Raw genomic sequence first — 4,046 nt, 5'->3', positions numbered from 1 at the left:
CATTAGATCCTATCTAATCGCGTTTTTTGACCGATTGACAATCAAGCCTTATGCCGAAACAAATGTCTGCCGCCTTCACCTTTGATAAGGTTGATCGCATCGTGCATGATCTCGTCAATGATCTGTTCTGCAGGTTTCGAGGTTCTTATGATACCCACACCTTCGCCGACAATACCGGGAACGATTGACGGATTTCCGGAATTCTGAGCATCGTTCCAAAGTCGTCTTTCGACATCCAAGCCGGCGTCTAGCGCGGCTTCTCGACCATGCCATTTACTGACAAAATCATTTCGACGTACCCGGATTGAGTATCGGTCCGGCCAAGAATAACCGCGAATGATGTCGGGAACCGAGGTTCGAACGGTTTCATCCCCTGATGCGCGCAAGATGTCGCTGAGAATCTGCGGATGGATCAGCGCCTCATCTGCAGCAACAAACCGAGTTCCTATCACAACGCCATCTGCGCCAAGCATCAGGGCCGCAGCCAGACCGCGACCATCGCCGATACCACCGGCGGCGCAAAGTACAGCCGAACTGTTCGATGCGTCAATTTTATCCGCCACTTCGGGCACAAGCGCGATCGTGCCGCGCACCTCGCCGTGGCCACCAGCTTCGGCCCCCTGAGCCACAATGACATCGGCGCCAACTGCAATGGCACGCAGCGCGTCCCGAAGTGTCTGGATTTGGCAGATAAGCGGAACGCCCGTCCGTTTGATCCTGTCGGCAAAGGGTGCAGGATCACCAAAGGACAGAAAGACCGCGGCTGGCCCGCGCTCCAGCACGTAATCGAGCAGAGCGGGCTGCTCTGCCAGCTTCCATGTGATCAGACCGCACCCGACAGGGGTGGTTCCGGCTGCATCGAACTGTTGCGCAATCCAGTCCCGATCGCCGTAACCCCCGCCGACCAGCCCGAGCCCGCCCGCCTGCGTCACAGCCGAGGCCAACGACCCACCCGCAACAAACGCCATTGGCGCCTGAATGATCGGGTGGGACAGGTTCAGGCGCTCGGTCAGCCGGGTTTTCACGTGGCCGTCTTTCGGTAGTCGACAACCGGCAGCCCACCGATGCCCCAGTTGTCCAGATCGACCTCGTCAATCACGACGACTGTGGTTGCCGGGTTTTTGCCCAGCACCTCGTGCAACAGTTCGCTCACTCCGGCGATCAGCTTTGCTTTCTCGCTCTGGCTTGGGCCGGTTCCGTCAGGACCACCTTCACGGGTTACTTTGACATTCACATATGGCATGGTTTTAATCCTTCCTTGGAACGTAGGAGAAGACCTTGGTGACAATCCGCCAGTCATTGCCGTGGCGGACAAGGGAAAGGTAATCCAGATAATCGCGCCCCATCATCGACATACGGGCCATGACATGGGCCAGCCTCGGACTGCCGAAGGAGATCTGCAATATCTCTTCATCGCGCGGGTCACCGCGCTTTGCTGGCTGTTCACGCTGATCCACACGGGCCATATAGCTCTCAAGATCCAGATACAGCTCATCCCCTTCGGTGGCGCAGATATAGGCCAGTTTCGGGTGAAACACCTGTCTCAGGGCGTTGCTGTCGGCGTGATGAAGGCCCTCGAAATAGGCCTCCATCAATTCGACCACAGCTTTGTGATCGGCCGGGGTCATTGGATCAGCCCTTCGGCGCGCATCGCCGTTTGTGTTGCGGGACGTGCTGCCACCCGCTCGACATAGGCTTTCAGGTTTGGCCAGCCGGACAAATCGATTTCCGTAAAATTTGCCCAGTTCGAGACAACGAAAAGATATGCGTCCGCGACCGAAAACTTTCCGTCCACAAGGTATTCCCGCCCATCGGCCAGTATGTTTTCGACCTGATCGAATTTTGTTTTGACGATGCTGCGCGCCTTGGTTTTTTCGGCGTCGGTGGAATCACCCTTGAACAGCGGGCTGAAGGATTTGTGCAGATCGGCCGCCACAAAACTCAGATATTCCTGAACCCGTGTCCGGGCCATCGTTCCGTTTGATGGTGCCAGATCAGAGGACGGGTTCTTATCAGCAAGATATTGAAGAATAGCGGATCCCTCCCTGACAAGTTCACCGTCGTCCAGCGCAAGCACCGGCACATATCCTCGGGGGTTGATGGATCTAAAATCCGCGCCGGATTCAGTGCGGCCAGCCGCGGTATCAACGGCCTCAGTTTCGAAGGGAGTGCCGATTTCGGTCAGCACGATGTGGCTGGCAAGCGAACATGCGCCCGGTTTGTAGTAGAGTTTCATGGTATTCCTTTCTGGGGATTACTGGTGGCACCATAGACATGGAGAAGGGCATATCCGTTGACAACTAGGTTTCTGATGGTTACTTAAAAAATAGAGTAACCCAACAGAAACCTGGTAACGACTCATGGCCCTGAAGATGCGGAACAACCGAAGCCCTGCGCCACCCGAACCCTGCATGCTGACCGAATGCATGGCTGTGATTGCAGGTGCCTGGGCGCCGAACGTGATCTGGTCGTTGCGGGCCGGGCCGCGCCGCTTTAGTGAACTGCGTTCGGATATTCCGCCGATTTCTGCCAAGGTACTTTCGGCCCGTTTGTCGGAACTGGCTGCACGAGGTGTGCTGGTCCGCCATGTCCGGCGCACGTCGCCCCCCTCGACGGAATACAGCCTGACCGAGCTTGGGGCCGAATTGATCCCGGCCCTTGACGCGATTGTTCAGGTCGGCCACCGACTGAAGGCACGACAAAGTAGTCAACAGGGGGCAGATTAAGTGGTCCCGTCTTCTCGGACAGCTTTGCAGCAAATCTAGCAACTGTATTTCTCAGGGGGTCTGAGCCGACCAGTTTTGCTGAGATTTGAGGAGTGCGTTCGCGATTGTAACAAGCTTTCTAGCGACTGCTGTGATGATGACTTTGTGTGGCTTGCCCGCGTCACGCAAACGATCTGCGAAGATCTTGAGATGCGGATTGTGATGACTCGCGACGAGAGCAGCCTGGAACATGACGTGTCGTACCTGTCGCCGTCCCCCACCAATGGCGCGCTTGCCACGCATCGCACCGCTGTCGTGAGCAATGGGAGCCAGACCCGTGAGCGCGGCAGCTTGTTCTCCCGAGAGTTGGCCCAGTTCAGGCATTTCCGCGATAAGAATAGTGCTGGCAACGGGGCCGATCCCAGGAACAGAACGCAAGATATCAGCGGTTTTTGCAAGGCCCTGATCTGCGGCGATGGTCTGCGCAATCTGATCTTCCAATTTACCGATCTGTCGATCCAACAGCGCCCTCAGCTCAGCATCAACTTCAGTGAAAATCCCATCCGTTCCCAATTTCTCATGCGCCTTGATCTGCGCCAGAAGTCTCTTGCGCGTCTCGACAAGCTGCGCACGCTTGGATGCCAAGGCTCTGAGAAGGCGCAATTTCCCATGTGGCAGTTCGCGCCCTGCGTCTGGTCGAAATGCCATGAATCGCGCAATGAGTTCCGCGTCGATCCGATCCGTCTTGGCGCGTGTGCCATGGCTGGCAGCGAAGGCTTTGATCTGAGCTGGCGGCAACTGCCGAGTCGCGATACCGGCTGCATCCAGCGCGGTCCACAGACGCCATTCCTGCCCTCCAGTCGCCTCGAAACAAACAAGCGCGTGCGTTGATTGTGCCAGACCAACAAGCTGCGCGTGACCCTCATCGCTGTTCGGGAGCCGCAACCTACGAATGTCCGGCAGACAATGAACGTCAAGCCAATCGCGGCTGACGTCTATGCCGATGATCTGTTCGTGTGATACTTTGTTCATACCCTCTTCCTTCTGCTCCGCGGTCCAGACCGGCCGCATTCAACTGTTCGAGACGATGAAGAGAGACGGTGCTGGCTCGCTAGAAAACGTGGTCATGCCACAAGGCTCAGACGCCATACACCGCCCCGTCAGCAACCTCGGCAAAGGTGGCTGACGGGGGTTAAGTTAGCAAACTCGAGATACAGAAGGGTCAGGATTCATTGGTTTTTGTTGTGCCGCGTGCTTCACAGCTCCGAAAACGGAGCGGTGACATGAGTGATTTTTCTGGCTGATCGACGCGCAAATGGCGTGTCTCGAGCCTTTCTTTCT

The 4,046-nt window shown here is 56.6% G+C and carries 6 protein-coding genes; 1 reads left to right on the top strand and 5 read right to left on the bottom strand.

Annotated features, from left to right (window positions below; translation table 11 throughout):
• Window positions 1–41 precede the first annotated feature (41 nt).
• Genes ACR0DY_RS19815 through gstA form a run of 4 tightly spaced genes read right to left on the bottom strand, consistent with a single transcriptional unit; the run spans window position 42 to window position 2,236 of the window.
• The gene (locus ACR0DY_RS19815) at window positions 42–1,025 is read right to left on the bottom strand and encodes an NAD(P)H-dependent flavin oxidoreductase (RefSeq protein WP_480484956.1); all 984 of its coding nucleotides are present in this window, start codon (window positions 1,023–1,025) and stop codon (window positions 42–44) included.
• Entirely contained in the window at window positions 1,022–1,243 is a 222-nt protein-coding gene (locus ACR0DY_RS19810) for a tautomerase family protein (protein WP_480484957.1), read from the bottom strand. Before ACR0DY_RS19810 ends, ACR0DY_RS19815 begins: the two co-directional genes overlap by 4 nt.
• A gap of 4 nt (window positions 1,244–1,247) precedes the next feature.
• Window positions 1,248–1,628, bottom strand: coding sequence for a nuclear transport factor 2 family protein (locus ACR0DY_RS19805; protein ID WP_480484958.1), 381 nt, complete (start codon window positions 1,626–1,628; stop codon window positions 1,248–1,250).
• A complete protein-coding gene (gene gstA / locus ACR0DY_RS19800) occupies window positions 1,625–2,236 on the bottom strand; it encodes a glutathione transferase GstA (protein ID WP_480484959.1) in 612 nt (203 codons plus the stop codon). Before gstA ends, ACR0DY_RS19805 begins: the two co-directional genes overlap by 4 nt.
• 124 nt (window positions 2,237–2,360) lie before the next feature.
• Between gstA and ACR0DY_RS19795 the strand changes: the two genes are divergently transcribed.
• Entirely contained in the window at window positions 2,361–2,726 is a 366-nt protein-coding gene (locus ACR0DY_RS19795; RefSeq protein ID WP_480484960.1) for a winged helix-turn-helix transcriptional regulator, read from the top strand.
• A gap of 51 nt (window positions 2,727–2,777) precedes the next feature.
• Here ACR0DY_RS19795 and ACR0DY_RS19790 read toward each other — a convergent pair whose 3' ends face one another.
• A complete protein-coding gene (locus ACR0DY_RS19790) occupies window positions 2,778–3,737 on the bottom strand; it encodes an IS110 family RNA-guided transposase (RefSeq protein WP_480899017.1) in 960 nt (319 codons plus the stop codon).
• Between the last annotated feature and the right edge of the window lie 309 nt (window positions 3,738–4,046).

Source organism: Ruegeria sp. O6, assembly GCF_056535045.1.
Note: the sequence above shows the minus strand (reverse complement) of the source record. Positions and strands in the feature narration are given on the sequence as shown.

What these genes read in the sequence shown, in the direction of transcription:
- ACR0DY_RS19810 (WP_480484957.1), bottom strand. Translation starts at nt 1,243, where the DNA reads ATGCCATATGTGAATGTCAAAGTAACCCGTGAAGGTGGTCCTGACGGA.
- gstA (WP_480484959.1), bottom strand. Translation starts at nt 2,236, where the DNA reads ATGAAACTCTACTACAAACCGGGCGCATGTTCGCTTGCCAGCCACATC.
- ACR0DY_RS19805 (WP_480484958.1), bottom strand. Translation starts at nt 1,628, where the DNA reads ATGACCCCGGCCGATCACAAAGCTGTGGTCGAATTGATGGAGGCCTAT.
- ACR0DY_RS19795 (WP_480484960.1), top strand. Translation starts at nt 2,361, where the DNA reads ATGGCCCTGAAGATGCGGAACAACCGAAGCCCTGCGCCACCCGAACCC.
- ACR0DY_RS19790 (WP_480899017.1), bottom strand. Translation starts at nt 3,737, where the DNA reads ATGAACAAAGTATCACACGAACAGATCATCGGCATAGACGTCAGCCGC.